11 protein-coding genes are annotated in these 17,423 nt (G+C 65.8%); 9 read left to right on the top strand and 2 right to left on the bottom strand.

Going from position 1 to position 17,423, the window contains the following annotated elements; genetic code table 11:
• The first annotated feature begins 127 nt into the window (after positions 1–127).
• The 4 genes from Q8M13_RS15510 to Q8M13_RS15525 all read left to right on the top strand — a co-directional run bounded on the left by Q8M13_RS15510 (position 128) and on the right by Q8M13_RS15525 (position 6,066).
• Positions 128–3,295, top strand: coding sequence for an outer membrane lipoprotein-sorting protein (locus Q8M13_RS15510; RefSeq protein ID WP_305300926.1), 3,168 nt, complete (start codon positions 128–130; stop codon positions 3,293–3,295).
• Positions 3,292–4,638, top strand: coding sequence for a hypothetical protein (locus Q8M13_RS15515; RefSeq protein ID WP_305300927.1), 1,347 nt, complete (start codon positions 3,292–3,294; stop codon positions 4,636–4,638). The genes Q8M13_RS15510 and Q8M13_RS15515 overlap by 4 nt, the downstream gene beginning before the upstream one ends.
• 7 nt (positions 4,639–4,645) lie before the next feature.
• Positions 4,646–5,218 (top strand): thioesterase family protein, encoded by a 573-nt coding sequence (locus Q8M13_RS15520; protein ID WP_305300928.1) that lies wholly within the window; start codon positions 4,646–4,648, stop codon positions 5,216–5,218.
• Between the two features lie 158 nt (positions 5,219–5,376).
• On the top strand, positions 5,377–6,066 hold the full coding sequence (locus Q8M13_RS15525; RefSeq protein WP_305300929.1) for a response regulator transcription factor: 690 nt from the start codon (positions 5,377–5,379) through the stop codon (positions 6,064–6,066).
• Here Q8M13_RS15525 and Q8M13_RS15530 read toward each other — a convergent pair.
• Positions 6,042–6,416, bottom strand: a complete 375-nt coding sequence (locus Q8M13_RS15530; protein WP_305300931.1) for a hypothetical protein — start codon at positions 6,414–6,416, stop codon at positions 6,042–6,044. The two genes, Q8M13_RS15525 and Q8M13_RS15530, sit on opposite strands and share 25 nt — an antisense overlap.
• Before the next feature lie 45 nt (positions 6,417–6,461).
• Here Q8M13_RS15530 and Q8M13_RS15535 point away from each other — a divergent pair, with 45 nt between their 5' ends.
• Both Q8M13_RS15535 and Q8M13_RS15540 read left to right on the top strand, forming a co-directional pair.
• Positions 6,462–8,474, top strand: coding sequence for an ATP-binding protein (locus Q8M13_RS15535; protein ID WP_305300932.1), 2,013 nt, complete (start codon positions 6,462–6,464; stop codon positions 8,472–8,474).
• Positions 8,475–8,843: 369 nt separating this feature from the next.
• Positions 8,844–9,374 carry a TetR/AcrR family transcriptional regulator gene (locus Q8M13_RS15540; RefSeq protein ID WP_305300933.1) on the top strand — a complete coding sequence of 177 codons (531 nt, stop codon included), beginning with the start codon at positions 8,844–8,846 and terminating at the stop codon, positions 9,372–9,374.
• 115 nt (positions 9,375–9,489) lie between these two features.
• On the opposite strand, the gene Q8M13_RS15545 is transcribed toward Q8M13_RS15540, so the two are convergent.
• Positions 9,490–11,994 carry a TonB-dependent receptor gene (locus Q8M13_RS15545; protein ID WP_305300934.1) on the bottom strand — a complete coding sequence of 835 codons (2,505 nt, stop codon included), beginning with the start codon at positions 11,992–11,994 and terminating at the stop codon, positions 9,490–9,492.
• 366 nt (positions 11,995–12,360) lie between these two features.
• Between Q8M13_RS15545 and Q8M13_RS15550 the strand changes: the two genes are divergently transcribed.
• The 3 genes from Q8M13_RS15550 to Q8M13_RS15560 all read left to right on the top strand — a co-directional run bounded on the left by Q8M13_RS15550 (position 12,361) and on the right by Q8M13_RS15560 (position 17,371).
• Positions 12,361–13,785, top strand: coding sequence for an MFS transporter (locus Q8M13_RS15550; RefSeq protein ID WP_305300935.1), 1,425 nt, complete (start codon positions 12,361–12,363; stop codon positions 13,783–13,785).
• 120 nt (positions 13,786–13,905) lie between these two features.
• A complete protein-coding gene (locus tag Q8M13_RS15555; protein WP_305300936.1) occupies positions 13,906–14,781 on the top strand; it encodes a crotonase/enoyl-CoA hydratase family protein in 876 nt (291 codons plus the stop codon).
• Between the two features lie 274 nt (positions 14,782–15,055).
• Entirely contained in the window at positions 15,056–17,371 is a 2,316-nt protein-coding gene (locus Q8M13_RS15560; protein WP_305300937.1) for a TonB-dependent receptor, read from the top strand.
• Positions 17,372–17,423: the final 52 nt, after the last annotated feature.

Genomic DNA, 17,423 nt, shown 5'->3' on the forward strand with positions numbered 1-17,423 from the left:
GTTTATATCGGCGTTCGGTGATCTTGCCTGGCCCGCGAACACGTGAGCTGTGCTGCGCCCGCGGCTGAGCCGCGTTTGGCAGGGAATGCGGTTCGCCCGATGGGAGACCCGCAGGGGCGGGACATCAATGCGGGCATTTGCAGAATTCATCGTGAGGTGGAGATACCTCGTCCTGGCCGTGTCGCTTGCGGCGACGGTGCTGCTGGGGCTGCAACTGCGGCACCTCAACGTGATCGTCGACGCCGACGAACTGCTGCCCAAGGACCATCCGTTCGTGCAGGTGACGGAACGGGTGGAGACCCTGTTCGGCAACCGGTTCACGGTCGTCATCGGGGTGAGCGTGAAGGACGGCGACGTCTATACGCCGGCCACTTTAGGCAAGGTCATCGCCATCACCGAGGCCCTGGCGGCGACGCCGGGAATTACGCCGGGCAACCTGCAAAGCCTGGCCGCCACGCGGGCGAAGGACCTCGCCGGATCGAGTGAGGGCCTCCAGGTATCTCGGCTGTTGGACCATGAACCGGCCGACATCGCAGCCGCGCAGGCCATCGCTCAGCGGCTGAAGGCCAATCCCGTCTATCGCGACATTCTGGTCAGCAAGGACGGGCGCACCGCGGCCATCTACGCGGAGTTCAAGAAGGACCCGGAGGGTTTCGAGCACGTGATGCGCAAGGTCGAGGCCGCGATCGCCCCGGCCCGCGACGACAGCGTGACCATCGCGGTCGCCGGACAACCGGTGTTCCTCGCCGCGGTGGAAACCTATTCCAAGCGGATGGGGATCCTGCTGCCGCTGGCCGTGGTGCTGATCGGCCTGATCCACCTGGAGGCGTTCCGCACGATCCAGGGCCTGGTGCTGCCGCTGCTGACCGCCATCCTCGCGGTGGTGTGGGCGCTGGGCCTCATGACCTTGGCCGGCATTCACCTGGACCCGTTCAACAACGTCACGCCGATCCTGATCCTCGCGGTCGCCGCCGGTCACGCGGTGCAGGTGCTGAAACGCTATTACGAAGAGTACCGGCTGCTGCGCCGCGACGGCAAGCTCGATCCGACCGAGGCGAACCGGCGCGCAGTGGTGAACTCCATCGTCTATGTGGGGCCGGTGATGGTGGCCGCCGGGTCGATCGCCGCGCTGAGCTTCATGTCGCTGGCGGTCTTCCCGATCCAGACGATCCGGAACTTCGGGATTTTCGCCGGGCTCGGGATCTTCAGCGTCGCCCTGGTCGAGCTGACCTTCACGCCGGCCTTGCGGGCGATCCTGCCGCCTCCCGGCGACAAGGAAACCAACGCTGAAAAACGGGAGACGCAATGGGATCGCCTGGCGCGTTTCCTGGCCGGCCAGGTCGCCGAGACCAAGGGGCGGCGCCGGATCTTCCTCATCTGGGGCGCGATCTGCGTGATCTTCGTCGGCGGCGCGAGCCTGCTGCGGGTGGACAATTCGGTGCGCGGCTTCCTTTCGGAGAGCCAACCGGCCCGCAAGGACGACCATGCGCTGAATGCGGCCATGGCCGGATCCAACACCTTCTACGTCCTGGTCGAGGGGGCGAGCGCCGATGCGATCAAGGACCCCGCGGTCCTGAGAGGGATCGAGGCCACGCAGGCGTTCCTGGCCAAGGAGCCGGAGATCGGCCGGTCGGTGTCGATCGTCGACTTCCTCAAGCAGATCAATCAGGCGACCAACAACGGCGATCCGGCGGCCTACAGCCTGCCGACCGATCGCGACACGATCTCGCAGTATCTGCTGCTCTATTCGATCTCGGGAGAGCCCGGCGATTTCGACGGGGTCGTCGACTACACCTACAGCAACGCCCTCATCCAGGCGTTCGTGAAGACCGACAGCTCGGCCTATGTCGCCAGCCTCAACGAGCGCATTCTGCCGGTCATCCAGGCCAACTTCCCGCCCGGCGTGAAGGTCCGCCTGGGCGGAAGCATCACCACCCCGACCGCGATGAACGAGGTCATGGTCTCGGGCAAGATGCTGAACATCGCCCAGATCACCTTGGTGGTCTTCGTGGTCGGCTCACTGCTCTTCCGGTCGGCGCAACTGGGCGCGCTGATCCTGGTCCCCCTGGCGGCGACGGCCTTGGCCGTGTTCGGCATCATGGGCCTGACGGGCATCCCGCTCCAGATCGTGACGGCGACGGTGTGTGCGTTGGCCATCGGGATCGGGGCCGACTACGCGATCTACTTCACCTATCGCCTGCGCGAGGAGCTCGAGCGGCAACCGACCGAGCGTGAGGCCATCACCGCGGCCTTCGCCAGTTCGGGCAAGGCGATCATGTTCGTGGCGACGGCGGTGGCCGGCGGCTACTCGCTGCTGATGCTGTCGATCGGCTTCAACGTCCACTTCTGGCTCGGCCTGCTGGTCGCTTCGGCCATGCTGGTGGCGTCGGCCAGCACCCTGACCCTGTTCGCGGCGCTGATGGTCGCGCTGCGGCCGCGCGTCGTCTATGCCCGCGCCGTGCAAGCCGCGCCGAGCCAGACCCTGGCCAAGGTGGCTGGCCTGGCGCTGGTGTTGCTCTGCGGGGCGGCGGTCATGGCGCCTCGGCCGGCGATGGCGCATGCCGCTTCGAGCGACGCCGCCGCGCTGATGGCCAGCAGCATCAAGGCGACGAAGGTTTTCAGATCGACAGCCACGGCGCGCTTCATCCTGACCAACAAGGCCGGCCAGCAGCGGATTCGGGAGACCAGCACGTTGTCGGAACTCAAGCCCGACCGGCAGAACAACCGCCGCCTGATCCGCTTCAACAGCCCCGCCGACATTCGCGGCACAGCCGTGCTGACGATCGAGAACGCCGGCGCCGACGATGACATCTGGGTCTATCTGCCGGCCCTGAAGAAGGTTCGGCGTCTGACGGCGTCCAACAAACGCGACGCGTTCATCGGCACGGACTTCAGCTATGGCGACATCCTTGGTCATCCCGCCGAGGACTGGAGCCACAAGATCCTGCGGACCGAGACCGTGGACGGGGTCGCGACCCAGGTCGTGCAATCGGCGCCGCGCGACAAGACCATCGCGGCTAACTCTGGTTACAACCGCCGCATCACCTGGATCCGGACCTCCGACGCCGTGCCGGTCAAGGCCGAGTACTACGACCTGCAGGACAGGCTGCTGAAGGTCTATGTCGGGTCCAACATCAAGCTCGTGGACAGCGCCAATCGCCGCTTCCAGCCGATGCGCCAGCAGATGACCAACGTGCAGACCGGCCACCGCACGGTGATCGAGTACGCGACCTTCAACACCTCGGCCGCCATTCCGCCGGAGAAGTTCACGACGCGGGGCCTTGAACAGCCTTGAGACCGAACGTTTGGCCGACGGCCTGCGCCTTGGCCGCCGCGGCGTTGCTGTCGGCTCTCCCGGCGATGGCGAGCGACATGGTGATCGAGCCCGCCGAGCCTGATGAGTATGTCGAGATCCCTGAGCGGGGCGAGGTCGTTGCCGAGGACGGCGGCGAAAGGCTCGATGCTCTACAGCCTCAGGTCTTCCTGCGCGGCGGGCTGTGGAGCCACAGCCGCGATTTCACCGATCCGGGCGCCGTCTCCGTAGCGGGCCTCGTCGTGCGCGCGGCGCCGCGTCTTGGGAGTGGTCTGGACGCCTATGGCGAGGCGCGCGCGCAGGCCGACAGCACCGGCCGCGGCGATGTCGATCTGGAGGAGGGCTGGCTGAGGTTCACCGGCGGGCCGGCCCGGCTGATCGTCGGCCGCCAGATCGTCGCGTGGGGACGGGCCGACCGGCTCAATCCGACTGACGTCATCGGCGCGCGCGACTACACCCGATTGCTGGCCAGCGACGACGAGCAGCGACGCGGCGCCCTGATCGCGCAGGTGACCTATGGCGCCGGACCCTGGACGGTCTCGGCTTTCTGGCTGCCGGAGTTCCGGCCCAACCGTTTTCCGGTCGATCGTTCGCGCCCCGGCGTCGTCATCCTTGACGATCAGCAGGTCGAGGACCGTTCGCAGTTCGCGGCGCGGATCGACCACACGGGCGGGGCGCTGGATTGGTCGATCTCGTATTTCGAGGGACGCAGCCGGACGCGTGACATCGCGCTGGTCCCCGTTCCGCCCGCGATGGCGAGAGTCGCCCTAGCGGCCGTTCAGCAACAATTTCCGCAGACCACGGTGTTCGGCGCGGATCTGGCCGGGGTCGCGGGCCGCTTCGGCTATCGGGCGGAGGCGGCCTATACTGACGTCGGTGGGGCCGCCACGCCGTTCCGGACCAAGGATAACTTCTGGATCGTGGTCGGCGTCGACCGGACGTTCGACAGCGGTTGGAACGTCAACCTCCAGTATTCCTTCCGATATATCGTCGACTATGAGGATCCGGCGCTGCTGCCAAATCCCGTGGTGAGGGCGATCGCGCTGCAGAGCGCTGCGGTCAACAATCAGCTCGACCGTCGGCAGAACGGGATGACGCTGCGGGTCGCGCGCACCTGGATGAACGAGCGCCTGGAGTTCGAGACCAGCGCGGCGGGCTACTTCGAAACCCGCGACGTCGCGATCCGGCCGCGCCTCAGTTACGCGCTAACCGACAGCACGCGCGCCGTGCTGGGCGCCGACGTCTTTCTTGGACCTCAGCTCAGCTACTTCGGACGCGTTCGCGACCTTTCGGCCGCCTACGCCCAGATCGTCTACGGATTTTAGCCGCGCCATGAAGCTCTATTTTCGCATGCTCCCCATGGCCGTCCGGGGTTTGAGGGGCGCGGCGGTCGAGGCCACCGAGCCGGTGCGGACGCAGTTCCGCGTGCTGCCCGCTGATCTCGACGTGAACATGCACCTGAACAATGGGCGCTACATGCAGCTCATCGATGTGAACCGGCTCGAATGGGCGCTGCGGACCCGAGTCTTACACGCGTGCTTCAAGCAGGGCTGGAGGCCGATCCTGGGCAGCAGCGCGATCCATTTCCGTCGCGAGCTGAGGTTGTTTGACCGCGGCGTCGCCGAGACGCGGCTGGCCGGATGGGACGACCGCTGGTTCTTCTTTGAGCATCGGGTGGAGACGCTTGATGGGCGCACGGTCGCCACCTCCCTAGCCAAGGCGGCGTTTCGCTCCGCCGACGGTTGGGTGCCGACCTCGGCGATGGTCGCGCTGGCGGCGCCCGACATGACCGCCCTTAATTTGCCGGAGCATGTGGTGACCTGGCAGACCCTGGACGAGCAGTTTGGCCAGATGGCTCGCAAGTGGAAGAGCGGCGCCGCGGCGAGCGTTGGCCACACGGCCTGACCGCTGGCGCGAATTGTTAGGCGAGGTGAGATGTGCTCAACTTCTGCTCGCATTGCTCAACGTTGGGGCTAAAGGTCGAGCGACGCCCTACAAAGGGTTGTGCGGCGCTGCCGCTGGGCTAAGAGCAATCGGCCTGGGCGGGGGAGCAGCGCATTGTCGTGAGTGTCGTCACGCTCCTTCTCGTGGAGGACGATCCGATCTTTAGCGAGATCGTCGCGGCCCACCTGCGCAAAGAGGGGCTGGAGGTCGTCTGCGCGCAGGATGTCGCCGGCGGCTTGCGTCTGTTTTCCGAACTCCCGATCGATCTCGTTCTCGCCGACGTGAATCTTCCCGACGGCCTCGGGCACGACATGGTGCGCCGGATGAAGGCGCGGCGGGACTGCGCCGCCATATATGTGACCCAGCGCGGGGAGAGCGACGATCGCATCCTCGGGCTCTCGCAGGGTGACGACTACATTGTGAAGCCTGCCGACCTGCGCGAACTGACCGCGCGCGTCCGCGCGGTGCTGCGCCGCTACCAGCGCGGCCGGGTCGACCGGGTCATCGAGATCGCCGACTGGACGCTCGATATCGTCCGGCGCGAACTGGCCGACGCCGAGGGAGCGATCCTACGCCTCACGCGCGCCGAATTCGATCTGGTTGCGGCTCTGGCGCAGTCGGGAAGCGTCCCGCTGGGTCGCGAATATCTTGTCGAGGTGATCGCATCGGCCGAGGCGACTACGAACGTTCGCACAGTCGACGTGCTGATCAGTCGGATTCGGCGAAAGTTGGCGGCGGCTGGGCCGTCGGCCCCGCGGATCGTCACCGTCCACGCCCAGGGCTATCAGCTCGTGAGGACCGAGGGGTGAGCGGCGCCTCCCGCCGAAAGGGCTTCGGCAAGCGCCGCGGCGCCGGCCGCCATGTCGCGCTGCACGGCCTGGGCGGCGGCGGCCACAGCGGCATGCGCCTGCGGCTTGCGCAGAGCCGCTTCAAGTCGCTCGAGCGTATCGCTCAGCCGCAGAAGCGCCAGGGCCCCGGCGGCGCTGCGGGTCTTGTGCGCTTCGGCGGCGAGCTCTGCATTGGCGCCGGATTGCGAGCCAATGGCTTCGAGCAGGGCCGCTACCCGGGCCGTCAGTTCGTCGGCGAGTTCGAGGGTTCGCGATGCGCCGACCGCGGACCGGACCTGCTCCAGGCGATTTGCGCACAGCTCTGGGGGCATAGTGACGTCCTCTCGGGCGGCGATAGCCTGGGACCGCTGTAGCCCATGACCGCTGCGGGCAAGAATGTGCGGTGGCCGGCGCTGCTGGCGCAACATGCGATGATCTTCGCTGTCTACGCAACGACGGCCTATGCGGGTCTGAAGCTGGGCGTCCTGGCCGATCGATTGCCGCTGATCTGGCTGCCCAGCGGCATCGCGTTCGCGGTGGCGTGGATCGGCGGGCTGCGAATGATGCCGGGGGCGTTCGTCGGCGCCTTGCTGGTGAACTTCCTGGTGTTCGGCGCCTGGGCGCCGGCCCTGATCGTGGCCTTAGGCAACCTGCTGCCGGGGCTCGCAAGCGCCCGGTTGCTGCGGGCCTGGGGCGCCAGCGGCCGACTGACCCGCGCCGTGCTGTCCGATCTGGCCTTTGTCGCAGTCGCAGTCGTCGGCGGCACGCTGGTCAGCGCGGCGGTGGGGGCTACCGTGATCGCCTGGTTGGGGGCGGGCGGCCCGGCCTATCCCGCGCGGTCGATCTTGACCTCCTGGTGGCTGGCCGACGCGACCGGCGTGCTGCTCATGGCGCCGGCCATCCTTCTCAGCGTGCGCTGGTTGGGACACCGTCGGACGCCCCGCTTCTTTGCGGCGGTGTCGGGGTTTCTGGGCGCCTGCGCCGCACTGGTGGCGGCCCTCGCGTGGCTGCCGGAGCTAGGTTGGATCGGGGACTTCTACAAGCTGGCCTGGCTGGCGCTTAGTCTGGCGGCCGTGGGACGCTTCGGGCTCCACGGCGGGGCGGCGGTAAACCTCCTGATGGCGCTGGGCGTCTCGGCCGTGACATTTCTGGGGATGGGGCCGTTTGTCGGCGCAAGCCAACCGGAAACCATGGCGCGGCTGTACGCATTCGTCTTCGCCCAGACCCTGACCGCGCAGATGCTGGCCGCCGTGGTGGCTGACCTTCGCCGCGCGTTGGCGTTGGAGCGGGGCAAGCGCGCCTTGGCCGAGGCCATCGCGGCCAGCCGCTTCCGATTGATGACCATGATCAGCCACGATGTGCGCACGCCGCTGAGCGGGCTGGTGGGGGTGATGCAGGTGCTGGCCCGCTCGCCGCAGGAACCCGAGGAGCGGCGGTTGATCGACCTTGGCCTTCGGGCCGGGCGCAATCTGGCCGACCTGGTCACCGATATCCTGGAATCCGCACGGGCCGATGCGAGCGAACCGGTGGTTCGCATGACGCCTTTCGACCCGGAGCGAAGCCTCGATGAGATCGTCAGGCTCCAGGCGCCGGCGGCCAGCGCCAAGGGGCTGTCTCTGTCCTACCGGCGTACGGAGGAGGTTCCTGCGTGGGTGGCGGGCGACCGGCTTCGCTTCGAGCAAGTGGTCGGCAACCTGCTCTCCAACGCCGTGACCTATACGCCCTCGGGTGGGATCTGGGTGACGGCCGACTGGCGGCCGGGAACCAAGTTGCCGCTCCTTATCGAGGTGCGGGACACCGGGCCGGGCCTCGACCCCTTTATCGGACAGCGAATGTTCGAGGCTTTTGTTCAGGGGCCCACAGACGTCCCCCTCACCGGGTTCGGGCTGGGTCTGGATATCTGCCGGCGTTTGACCGAGGCGATGGGCGGGGAACTGACCTATGTGCGGCGCGACGACGAGAGCCTGTTCCGCGTGGCCCTGCCGTTCCCGGCGAGCAGCCCGCCGCCTGCGCCGGCCTTGACCAAGCCCTCGCGCGCGCTCTCTATCCTGCTCGTCGAGGACGATCCGATCAGCCGCGAGGTGACGGCGGCGCTTTTGCGGGCCGTAGGACACCAGGTTCAGCCGGCGGCGGACGAAGACGAGGCGGTGACCTGGGCCACCGCCAAGGAGTTCGACCTGGTCCTGCTCGATCTCGACCTTGGCCGAGGTGGCTCGGGCCTGTCGGTCGCGAGGCGCCTGCGCGCCGAACTCAGCATCCCACCGGCCATCGTCGCCCTGACCGGCAGCGACGTCGCCGGTGAGGAAGCGGCCGCTCTGGATGGCGTGGTCGTCAAGCCATTGGACGCCGATACCGACCTTAGCCGGTTCTCGGCGCGGCCCGCGGCCTAGAGCTTTGGCGGGATATCCATGGCCAGGGCGCGCCTTATCACCCAGTCGTGTCTCATCGCAGAGGCCAGCCAAAACATGTGGCGCTGCTTGTCATTCGGATGCTGCTAAAGGGAAGGCCAAGATTTGTCGGGTCACGTAATTTCGGGCTCTCGGCTCTCTCGTTTTGGCAATGTTCTTTGGGGCTCAAGCGGCATGTTTGTAAGGGCTGCAAACACGGTTCGAAAATGCTTCGCGGCTGCGTCGATCTTCCAGGTCGTGGGGCGGTAGGTGGCGATGTCAGGCGAAGATGGCGCCCTTAGGTCGGGCGACGAGGGGAAGTCCCGATACCGGTACGCATCGCACGAGACCCATGGCCTGAAAGCCAAGGCGATGTCGGCGGCGGCCCATATCCTCGACACGCGCGGGATAGAGGAACTCAACCTGCGAGCCATCGCCGAAAAGGCCGGCATCGGCATCGCCTCCATGTACCACTACTTCGACAACAAGGAGGACATCCTCCTGAGCCTTGGCGTGATGGGCTTCGAAGACCTTCGGCGCGACATTCTCGGCACCCTTGCCGATGACAATTCTCTCTCGCCGATCGGCGCCAGCGCGGCGGTCTTCTTTCGTTTCGCCGAGACCAGGTCCGAACTTTTTTCACTGATGTTCAACCAGCGACTGCTGGCTCGCCACGAGGCGCTGCGTGACGCGGAGAACCGGACATTTTTAGCGCATGAGGCCGTCGTCTACTCCGACGAACGAATTCCGGCCCTGCATCGCCAAGGCGCGGCCTACGCCCTCTGGGCTCTAGCCCGGGGAATGGCGGCGATCATGTCGTCTCAACCGGATGGCAAACTGCCGCCGGAGTTGACCGAGAGGCTCATGTCCGGCGCAGGTTACCTGATCAGCCATCCCGACTAGGCCTTCGCGAGAGGCTGTTGCGGAAAGAAAATAGCGAGCAGCGTGAGCTGCTCGCAGAGGGTGGAGAACGGAAGCGGGCGCCGGGTCGCTCGACGAGGGACCCGGCTAAGACCCGTCAGAAGCGGTACTGAAGTTCGACCCCGTAGGTCCGCGGGAAGATCAGGCTGACCTGACGGCGGGCGCCGACGGCGGTGGGGCTGGTGGGGCTGGCCACCGAGCTGCCGAAGCCGACTTCGTCGGTCACGTTCTTCACGAAGCCGATCATCGTGTAGCGGCTTGCCGCATCACGCCACAGCACCCGGACGTCGCCCGTCGTGAAGGACGGCGAACGGTAGAGCGGGTTGTTGAACAGCGATGAGCTTTGAGCGTCGGTATAGGTCGCGGTGCCGCTGAAGGTCAGCGAGCCCGGCTCGAAGTCGATGGTGTAGGTCGCGCCCACCGTCACCTTGTTGTGGGGCGACAGCGGTAGGTCGTTGCCGACTACGGTCTGCAGAACTCGGCCATTGACGGCAGGCCCAACCGGCTGGGCGCCAGGCGCCTTGGCGAGCGGATCGACGGTGTCGACGAAGCAGCAGCCGGTATCGAGTTCGGTGTTCAGATAGGCGTAGTTCACGAAGAACTGCAGATCGCGAACCGGCGACCATTGGGTCTCCAGTTCCAGGCCCCAGACCGTCGCGTCGAGGTTCAGGAACTGCGTGGCGGTGATCGAGCCCAGCGGCACCGTCAGCGGGGCCTGGAAGCCCTGATAGTCGGTGTAGAAGAGCGCGCTGTTGATCTGCAACTGACCGCCGAAGGTCTTCTTCGCGCCGACTTCGTACGAGTTCACGTACTCAGGATCGGCATAGGGATCGGGCGAAAGGCCGTTCGAACCCAGCCAGCCGCCCGCCTTGTACCCGCGGGAATAGCGCGCATAGAGGTTGGTGCTGGAATCCGGCCGCCACTGCAGCGCCAGGGTGCCGGTGAGGGCGTCCCAGTCGCCGGATAGGTCACGCCGCAGGCCGCCGCCCGGGTTGGCCTTCAGGTTGGCGGTCAGCGGATTGGCCGCGCAGGAGGCCAGGGTGGTCCCGCCGCAAATCTGCTGGGTCGTCACGTCCACGGCGTAGCCTTGAGCGATGGCCGGCGGCAGGGCCGCGCCGAACGCCATGGCGATGCTCGGATTGCGGGCGACATAGCGGGCGATGTCGTAGCCGGTCTTTTCGTCCTTCGTGTAGCGGAGGCCGGCCGTCAGGGTCCAACCTTCGGCGAACTTCCAGTCGACCTGACCGAACGCCGCGTACGACTTGGTTTCCAGGTGACCATCGACATAGAGGAACGCGCCGTTCGGATTGGGGCTGGACGGCGTGCCTTGGAGCGTCAGTGGCTGGAACATCGAGGGGTCGCCGACCACGCGGATGCCCTGCGGCTGATCATAGTCCTGGGCGTACTGGTAGAGGCCGACGATCCAGTTCAGGTCGCCATCGCCGTTCGAGGAGAGGTTGATCTCGTTCGACAGCCAGCTCTGGCGTTCTTCGTAGAAGGTGCGCGCGTCGGTGGACACGTTGGTCGCGACGAAGGGCGCCCCGGAGCCGGCGTTGACCAGGATGTTCTGCGGCGCGGTGCGGCCGGAGAGGTCGGAGTCCGTCGAGGTGAAGTAGTTGTACTGCTGATACCCACCCAGATATTTCAGGGTCGCCCAACCGAGGTCGGTCGTCACGTCGAAGTGCAGGCGGTGGTGATCCTTGAGCGAGCCGCGCGCGGGCGAGTTGGCGTTCTGGACGTAGGGATCGGTGACGCCGGGGTTCGGCGCGGTCAAGCCGTAGGTCGTGTTGTAGTAGAGGGCGCTGGTGCCAGCCCCGCTCAATGACGTGGTGTCATAGGGCGAGATGTTGTTGGCGAAGGTGTTGCCGACGCCGTAGCTGTCGTCCCAGTCGAACTTCGTATAGCGCAGGCGCGCCGTGGTGTTGTCGCCGAGGTCGGCTTCAAGCTGCGCCTCGAAGGTGTAGCGCTTGATTCCGGCTGCGTTTCCGCCTGACCCGATATTGTCGATGAAGCCCTTGTTGCGGCGCTCCGTCGAGGCGCCGAGCAGGAAGCGCAGGTTGTCGAGTATCGGCCCGCGAACCATGGCGTCGAGGCGATAGCTTTCGAAGTTGCCGACCATGGCGCGGACTTCGCCATTGAACTCTTCCGTCGGGCGCTTGGACACGATGTTCATCGCGCCGCCGATCGAGTTGCGGCCATAGAGCGTGCCTTGCGGCCCGCGCAGCACCTCGGTGCGTTCGATGAACAGCGACGGCGTGGACGCGTCGGTCATCGAGTTCGAGAAGATGCCGTCCGAATAGAGCGCCACCGAAGGATCGGTGCCGATGGCGTTGGTCAGTCGGCCGAGCCCGCGGATCGACATGCGGTCGTTGTTTGTATAGCTGAGGCTTGGCGTGACACGGGCGAGATCCTCAACCGTATTCACCCCGAGCACGTCGCGCTTTTCGCTGGTGTAGGCCGACACCGCCACCGGGATGCTCTGCAAGCTCTGCTCGCGCTTCTCGGCCGTCACGACAATTTCTTCGACCATTGGAGCGTCTTCAGACACCTGGGCGAAGGCCTGTGGGCTGATCGCGCAGATAGCAGCGATCGACGCGCCCATAATCAATCCGCTCCGCAGCCGCTGCCGGAACATCGGCGCGCGGCTCGGCTCGTTACTCGTGGAAAACAACTAATCCTCCCTGGATCTGATTCTGCTTGTTGGACCGGACGAGAAGGGGCTCGAATGACGTTCGAAAAGCCTTTGTGCGTATGACGCGACGGAAGGCGCGCGATCGGTTTTTCGGCGTCGCGCTTGTGGAACGATGTTCGAAGCTCGCAGGTCGATGAAGCAGCGGGGAGGCTTCCAGGCGTCGTGAGACCTTGGGAGTGCTGCGGGGCAGCCGGCTCTTTCCGATCGCGGCCGACCGAATGACCAAGAGCGCCGGTCCACCAGGAACCCGCGCCGAACCCAGGGGAGTGTCTACGCTTGACTCAGGCTGCTTCGTCACCGGCCAAGCGGGTGCCCTTTCTCACCGCCCTGGCCTTCGCGGCGACCGCTCTGCCGGTCGCGGCGGTCGGCATCGCCATGGCGGTCTACTTGCCCCGGCACTATGCGAGCCACCTGGGGATCGACCTAGCAGTCGTCGGGGCGGCGTTCTTCATCGTCCGGATGATCGATATCCCGGTCGACGGCCTGCTGGGATGGTCGATGGACAAGACCCGGACGCCATGGGGCCGCTACCGGCTATGGACCATCCTGGGCGCTCCGATCCTGATGCTGGGGGTCTATTTTCTGTTTCTTCCGCCGGCAGGAGTGGGGCGGAATTACCTGATATTCTGGGTGCTTATCCTCTATTTGGGCAACTCGATCCTGGCGCTGTCCCATGCGGCCTGGGCCGCGACCCTCGCACCTCAATACAACGACCGGTCCCGGGTCTTCGCCATCATGACGGCGGTCGGCGTGCTGGGCGCCGCGAGTGTGCTGGCGATCCCCATCGTCAACGAAGCACGCGGCGTTTCCGACGCCGGCAATGTCGCCATGATGGGCTGGCTGATCATCGCGCTGGCCCCGATCACCGCGGCGATCGTTGTCTGGAAAACGCCTGAGAAGATCGCCCCTGAGGCGCCCGGCGACGAGTTCCGCCTGCGAGACTACGGCGCGCTCATCACGCGGCCGGCCTTTGCGCGGATCCTGCTCGCCGACCTCTGCCTGTCGCTTGGGCCGGGCTGGATGAGCGCCACCTACCTGTTCTTCTTCACCGACAGCCGGGGGTTCACGACCGGACAGGCCAGTATCCTGCTGGCGACCTATTTCCTGGCCGGCATTGTCGGGGCGCCGCTGATGGGGCGGCTGGCCATGCGGATTTCAAAGCATCGGACGGTCATGGTCGCCACGACTCTGTACTCGCTGACCCTGGTGTCCCTGATCGCCGTTCCGAAGGGCAATCTGATGGTTGCGATCATCCCGCTATTTATCGCCGGGGTGATGGCGTCGGGGTTCAATCTGCTGACCCGGGCGATGACCGCCGATATCGCCGACGAGATCCGGCTGGAGCACGGCAAGGAGCGCTCGGGGCTGCTCTACGCGATCACCACAATGACGAGCAAGATCGCCGGCGCGTTCTCGATCGGCCTGACGTTCTTCGTGCTGTCGAAGGTTGGATATGACGCCGCTGAGGGCGCCAGGAACACCGCCCAGGCGATCCACAATCTGGAGCTCGTCTTCCTGGTTGGCCCGGTGGTGTTCGTGATGCTGGGAGGCGCGTGCATGATCGGCTACGGCCTGGACGCGATCCGCCACGCCGACATCCGCCGACAACTGGACGCCCGCGATGCGCTCTATGACGAGGCGCCGATCGTCGAGAGCCTGACCGGGGAGGCGGCGATCGCGAGCCTGCCGCCTCGCGAGTGAGGCGCGCACAGGGCGCGGCGTCCGCCTGAGTTTGACGACGGCGCCTGCTGCTGGACGCCGAGCCGTCTTCCATGGTCAGTTCGCTCTCCGCGACCAAGACAAGCCGGCCGAAGGGGACCTATGACCTACAAGACCCTGACCTGGGAGGTGGCCGACCGCGTCCTCACCCTCACCCTGAATCGCCTAGACCAGCTCAACGCGTTTACGGTGGAGATGGCGCACGAACTGATCGACGCCTTCGAGCGCGCAAGCGAGGACGATGCGGTGGGCGCCGTGGTGGTGACGGGTGCGGGCCGGGCCTTCTGCGCCGGGATGGACCTGTCTTCGAGCGGCAACGTTTTCGGACTGGACGAAAGCCTGAGCCCGACGCTCGCCGACATGCGAGAGCGGCGCGACGATCCGGCGGTCCGTGACGGGGTGCGCGACACTGGCGGCCGGGTGACGCTGGCGATCTACAACTGCAAGAAGCCGGTGATCGGCGCGATCAATGGCGCGGCGGTCGGCATCGGCGCGACCATGACGCTGGCCATGGATATCCGCATGGCGTCCGAGAAGGCGCGGATCGGCTTTGTGTTCGGCAAGCTTGGCGTCGTACCGGAGGCTTGTTCAAGCTGGTTCCTGCCGAGACTCGTGGGGCCGCAACAGGCGCTGGAGTGGGTGCTGTCGGCTGAAATCTTCGATGCGGCGGAGGGGTTGCGCGGCGGTCTTCTGCGGTCGGTTCATCCGCCGGAGGAGCTGTTGAGCGCCGCTCACGTGCTGGCTCGCAAGTTTATCGACGGGCGCTCTCCGGTCGCCGTGGCCTTGGCTCGCCAGATGATGCTGCGCAACAGCGCCCAGCCACATCCGATGGCGGCGCACGAGGTGGACTCCCTGGCGATGTTCTACACCAGCCTCGGGGACGGCAAGGAGGGCGTGGCCGCCTTCCTGGAAAAACGCGATCCACGCTTCGGTGGCCGTGCTTCGCAGATGCCTGCCTTCTTCCCATGGGATGCCTAGGGATCCGGCGGCGACATTCGGCCTGAAGGCTCGGGCCTGATCGCAATGGTCCTAAGTCCGCTTTAGCGCGGCGCGCCGCGTCCGCTTCCATGATGTGTCCCGCCTGCAGAGGCGGATGGGCCGCGCCCTGTGTTTGCTGCGGCACGTCCGGGCGAACGCGCGCGTTCAATCGTTCAATTACGATACTCCATAGTTGACATATTGCCCTTCCGCGGAGAGGTTCCGCCCAACAAGGTTCGGTGGGTAAGGGGGGAATATGTTCCAAGGTGCAGTTATGCGGTCGGCTGTGACCGGCAAGCGGGGGCTCTTTGTCGGCGGGGCGCTCGCTGTTGCGCTGGGATCGGCCTCAGCCGCCATGGCCCAGACGGCCGTTGTCGACGGCGCGGGCGAGACGACGTTGGGAGAGCTGGTCGTCACAGCGCAGAAGCGCTCGGAACGGCTTCAGGACGTCCCTGTGTCGGTGAACGTCGTATCTGCGGACGCCCTCGCCGACAGTCACATCTCTGGCCTGGAGCAACTGCAGCAGCTGTCGCCCTCGCTGACCTTCACGCCGTCGGCAAACACCCGCGGCCAGGGCCTGTCGGTGCGCGGCATCGGCACGCTCAACTTCTCGGACGGCGTGGAACCGACGGTTTCCGTGGTGCTGGATGGCGTGGTCATCGGCCGTAGCGCCGGCTCGTTCTTCGACTTCAACGACGTCGAGCGGATCGAGGTGCTGCGCGGGCCTCAAGGCATGCTGTTCGGCAAGAACGCGGCGGCCGGCGTGATCAACATCGTCACCGCGCGTCCGAACCTGACGGAAATGGAAGGCGACGCCTCCATCAGCTATGCGAGCTTCAATGAGGTGCGGGCCAAGGGCTCGATCTCCATGCCGATCAAGAGCGGTGAGTTGGCGGCACGGATCTCGGGCTTCTACAACGAGAGCGACGGCATCATCACCAACGTCTTCGACGGCCGGAAGTACAATGGCCTGAACTCCTATGGCGTGCGCGGCAAGATCGCCTGGAGCCCGAGCGACACCTTCGATCTCTATGCGACCATCGACTATACGAGCGCGGACCAGGATTGCTGTGTCGGCACGGTGCGTTCGATCCTGCCGACCACCCGCTACTTCGGTCCGAACGGGCCGACCCGCGCCTCGTTGTTCGCGGGCGTCGATGTCGGTCCCTACAGCCGCGAGGCCAATTTCGACGGCAAGACCTTCAACGACCAAAGCACCTGGGGGACCTCGGTCGAAATGACCAAGGAACTCGGCGCCTTCACCCTGACCTCGATCACCGCCTATCGAGCCTTCGAGGTTGAGGACAACAACGACTCCGACGGCGGTCCGTTGGCGCTGCTTAACATCAACAGCGCCCACCAGAAGCAGGACCAGTTCACCCAGGAATTGCGGATCAGCTCTCCGGCAGGCGAGCGGCTGGAGTATGTGGCGGGCCTGTTCTACTTCGACCAGGACGTCTCGACGACGACCGACGTCAGGGGCAATTTCGGCCAGGTTCTCCCGGCCGGCGCCTATTTCGGCAATTTCATCGACCGAGCCATAAGCACCCGCAACTACGCCGCCTTCGGCCAGGCGACGTTCAATGTGACCGACGAGCTCCGGCTGATCGGGGGCCTTCGCTATACCAATGAGCGGCTGGACGCGCGTTTCCGCCGGATCTTGACCGCCGGCACCGTTGGCGGCGTGCCAGGTCTGGGCGGCCCGGCGCTCAATGCGCCCAACCTGCCCGCGAAGGATGACGACGTCTCCTACAAGTTGGGCGCGCAGTACAAGTTCAACGGCGACGTCATGGTCTACGGGACCTATTCGCGAGGCTACAAAGGCCAGGCGATCAACCTGTTGAACAATCTGAGCGCGGCGACGGTCAACTCCGGCCAATATGTCCTGAGCCCGGAGACGGTCCGGAACTATGAAATCGGCCTGCGCTCGACTCCGTTCGAGCGGAAGCTGACTTTCAACCTCACCTTCTTCCACACCGAGTTCGAGAACTTCCAGGCCCAGACCTTCGACGCGACCACGACTAGCTTCGCCCTGGCCAACGCCGGCAAGTTGCGCTCACGGGGCGGGGAACTCGAAACCCAGTACAGCCCGATCCGGGCGCTGCAGTTCTCGGGCAACGTCGCCTACGCCGACACGCGGGTCGAGGACTTCTCACCCGCCTGCTACCCAGGCCAGACGGCGGCTCTGGGTTGCGTGGGCGGACGCCAGGATGTGACCGGCAGCGGACTGCCAAACGCGCCGATGTGGTCCTACACCCTGAGCGGTCGCTACAATCGCGAGTTGGAGAACGCGCCGTTCGATCTGACGGCCGACGTGTCCTACAGCTACCGGTCGTCGGTGTTCTTCACCTACAGCGACCCCAATGCGGTGCAGCCCGGCTATGGCCTGCTGAACCTGAACCTGGGGCTGCAAAGCAAGGATGGCCGCTATCAGGTGACCGCGTTCGCGCGCAACCTGCTCGACAAGCAGTTCGTGTCCGGCATCGTCCCAGGCTTCCTGGACACCAACGCCACCGGCGCCGGCTACACCCAGACCATCACCCAGGATGCGTTCCAGCGCTTTGGGGTCGAGGCTCGAGTCAGCTTCTGATTTTCGAGCCCATCGGCCGAAAAGCATTGAGGAGGCGTCGCGGGAGCGGCGC

It is taken from the genome of Phenylobacterium sp. (assembly GCF_030681155.1).
Lineage (GTDB): Bacteria > Pseudomonadota > Alphaproteobacteria > Caulobacterales > Caulobacteraceae > Phenylobacterium.

What these genes read in the sequence shown, in the direction of transcription:
- Q8M13_RS15530 (WP_305300931.1), bottom strand. Translation starts at nt 6,416, where the DNA reads ATGCCCCCAGAGCTGTGCGCAAATCGCCTGGAGCAGGTCCGGTCCGCG.
- Q8M13_RS15545 (WP_305300934.1), bottom strand. Translation starts at nt 11,994, where the DNA reads ATGGGCGCGTCGATCGCTGCTATCTGCGCGATCAGCCCACAGGCCTTC.
- Q8M13_RS15535 (WP_305300932.1), top strand. Translation starts at nt 6,462, where the DNA reads ATGACCGCTGCGGGCAAGAATGTGCGGTGGCCGGCGCTGCTGGCGCAA.
- Q8M13_RS15555 (WP_305300936.1), top strand. Translation starts at nt 13,906, where the DNA reads ATGACCTACAAGACCCTGACCTGGGAGGTGGCCGACCGCGTCCTCACC.
- Q8M13_RS15560 (WP_305300937.1), top strand. Translation starts at nt 15,056, where the DNA reads ATGCGGTCGGCTGTGACCGGCAAGCGGGGGCTCTTTGTCGGCGGGGCG.
- Q8M13_RS15540 (WP_305300933.1), top strand. Translation starts at nt 8,844, where the DNA reads ATGTCGGCGGCGGCCCATATCCTCGACACGCGCGGGATAGAGGAACTC.
- Q8M13_RS15510 (WP_305300926.1), top strand. Translation starts at nt 128, where the DNA reads ATGCGGGCATTTGCAGAATTCATCGTGAGGTGGAGATACCTCGTCCTG.
- Q8M13_RS15520 (WP_305300928.1), top strand. Translation starts at nt 4,646, where the DNA reads ATGAAGCTCTATTTTCGCATGCTCCCCATGGCCGTCCGGGGTTTGAGG.